General features: G+C 54.1%; 2 protein-coding genes. Both read right to left on the reverse strand.

Going from position 1 to position 2043, the window contains the following annotated elements; translation table 11 throughout:
* On the reverse strand, window positions 1-895 hold an 895-nt coding region (gene ispG / locus AC2VLY_RS06150), incomplete at its 3' end, for a flavodoxin-dependent (E)-4-hydroxy-3-methylbut-2-enyl-diphosphate synthase (protein WP_486894175.1).
* Complete coding sequence (locus tag AC2VLY_RS06155) at window positions 885-1913, reverse strand: RodZ domain-containing protein (RefSeq protein WP_486921944.1); 1029 nt, start codon at window positions 1911-1913, stop codon at window positions 885-887. The genes ispG and AC2VLY_RS06155, both read right to left, overlap by 11 nt.
* Window positions 1914-2043: the final 130 nt, after the last annotated feature.

Below are 2043 nucleotides of genomic sequence, written 5' to 3' on the forward strand. Positions count from 1 at the left end.
CCATGGGCTCAAGAATATCTTCAAGCCGCGCCTCCAGGGCATTGATGGTGTTGATGACATCAAACTCCTGACGGGAGCAGGAAGGACAGGCAATCAGGTTAATACCCTTCTGCCGCAGGTGCAGGCTCTTGAGAATATCAAAGCCAACCCGGATTTCTTCGACGGGATCAGCGGCCAGGGAAATACGGATGGTATCGCCAATACCATCACGCAGCAGCAGACCCAGACCAATGGCGGATTTTACCGTACCCGAACGCAGACCACCCGCCTCGGTAATGCCCAGATGCAGGGGATAATCCACTTTTTCTGAAAGCAGTCGGTATGCCCCTACTGCGAGAAAAACGTCGGAAGCTTTCACGCTGATTTTAACATCGTGGAAATTCAGCTCATCGAGAATGCTCACATGCCGCAAGGCAGACTCTACCAAGGCTTCAGGCGTGGGTTCGCCATATTTTTCCTGAATATCTTTTTCCAGGGAGCCGGCGTTGACGCCGATACGAATGGGAATACCCTTGTCCTTGGCCATTTCCACGACCAGACGGGTTTTGTCCAGTGACCCGATATTACCGGGATTGATACGCAGGCCATCGACACCATCGGCCATGACCTGCAGAGCGATGCGATGATCAAAATGAATATCGGCAACCAGAGGTGTTTCCACCTGCGCGCGGATGGCCTTGAAAGCCTCAGCAGCATCCATACTGGGTACAGAAACCCGAACAATGTCTGCTCCCACCGCTTCCAGACGGCGAATTTGCGCCACAGTGGCTGCTACGTCCCGGGTTTCGGTATTGGTCATGCTTTGCACGCTGATCGGCGCATCTCCACCGATGGCGACTTTTCCAACGTGAATTTGCCGGGTTTTACGACGCTGAATAGGAGATTCATGGTGCATGGGATGCCTCGCTAGTAACAGATGCGCTTACGGAAAGCGCTGCGGAAGTGATTGGGGCAACAACGTCGGGTTGTGCACTATGGTTTAGCACAGCACGATGCCGGTTAACAGGGCTGTGAATATCTGCCGAACTGTGTACTGACGCTGTAATAGCTGGAACAGCAGCAGATTGCGTGCTTGCGGTGGGGGCGGTTCCCAGTTGCAGACGGGCCACGCCCATGGCGTTCGCAGGAAGCGCAATAGCTTTACCCTGATAATGAATGGTGACGCCCTGGGCATTGCCAACCAGAACCTGATAAGGAGGTTTTCCTGAGTTCACTTTGAGCAGATCACCCGGACGACCGAGGACCGCCAACAAGGTTTTACCGGTAGCGTCCCTGACCTGCACCCAGCAGTTGGCATGAAACTGGAAAGCGATTCCCGCAGTCGTATTGCTGGTCACTGTAGAGCTGGTCGCAGCCGGTTGCGCTGTGGCCGTCACTGGACTGGAGCTGCCCACAGCCTGACTGCGAGTAGCTACGACCACACTTTGAACAGAAGCAGTGGGCGCTGTATTGGAAATTGCCGGCTCAGCCAGGGTCGCCGGCATGGAGGAAACGCTGTGGCTGTTATTTTCAGGTAGTACGGTAGAAGTGTTCTCGCTCCGCCCCCAGAACCACCAGACAGCCACTATCACGGCAATTAATATCAAGAAAGAAATCAGCAGGGTGCGTTTGCTGTAATCCAGTAAGGGACTTTCGCCATCAGGAAGCAATTGGCGCGTCGGAGAAATTCCCGACCCCGCGTTGGCGGCGTCATAATTACGCAGCAACGGTTCCGGATCCAGATCCAGAATGCGTGCATAATTCTTGAGGAATCCACGGGCAAAAGTCGCTCCGGGAAGCACGGCATAATTCCCTTCTTCAAGCCCTTGAACCTGAATTTCAGTAATATGTAAGCGCTCTGCTACTTGCTTTAGAGTCCAGCCACGTGCTTCACGAGCATTTCGCAAATCCGGATTGCTGGAGCTTTCATCCATAGAGTCCATCTCTTGATCAGCCATGTTGCAGCAACAATTGTTGCGCTTTTTTTCCCGCATCGGAATACGGTGCGGCATTGACGCAGCGCTGCCACAGAGCCGCAGCCTGTTCCGGGCGTCCTTGCCGGGC

Source organism: Acidithiobacillus sp. TH-A36 (assembly GCF_057473445.1).

What these genes read in the sequence shown, in the direction of transcription:
- AC2VLY_RS06155 (WP_486921944.1), bottom strand. Translation starts at nt 1,913, where the DNA reads ATGGATGAAAGCTCCAGCAATCCGGATTTGCGAAATGCTCGTGAAGCA.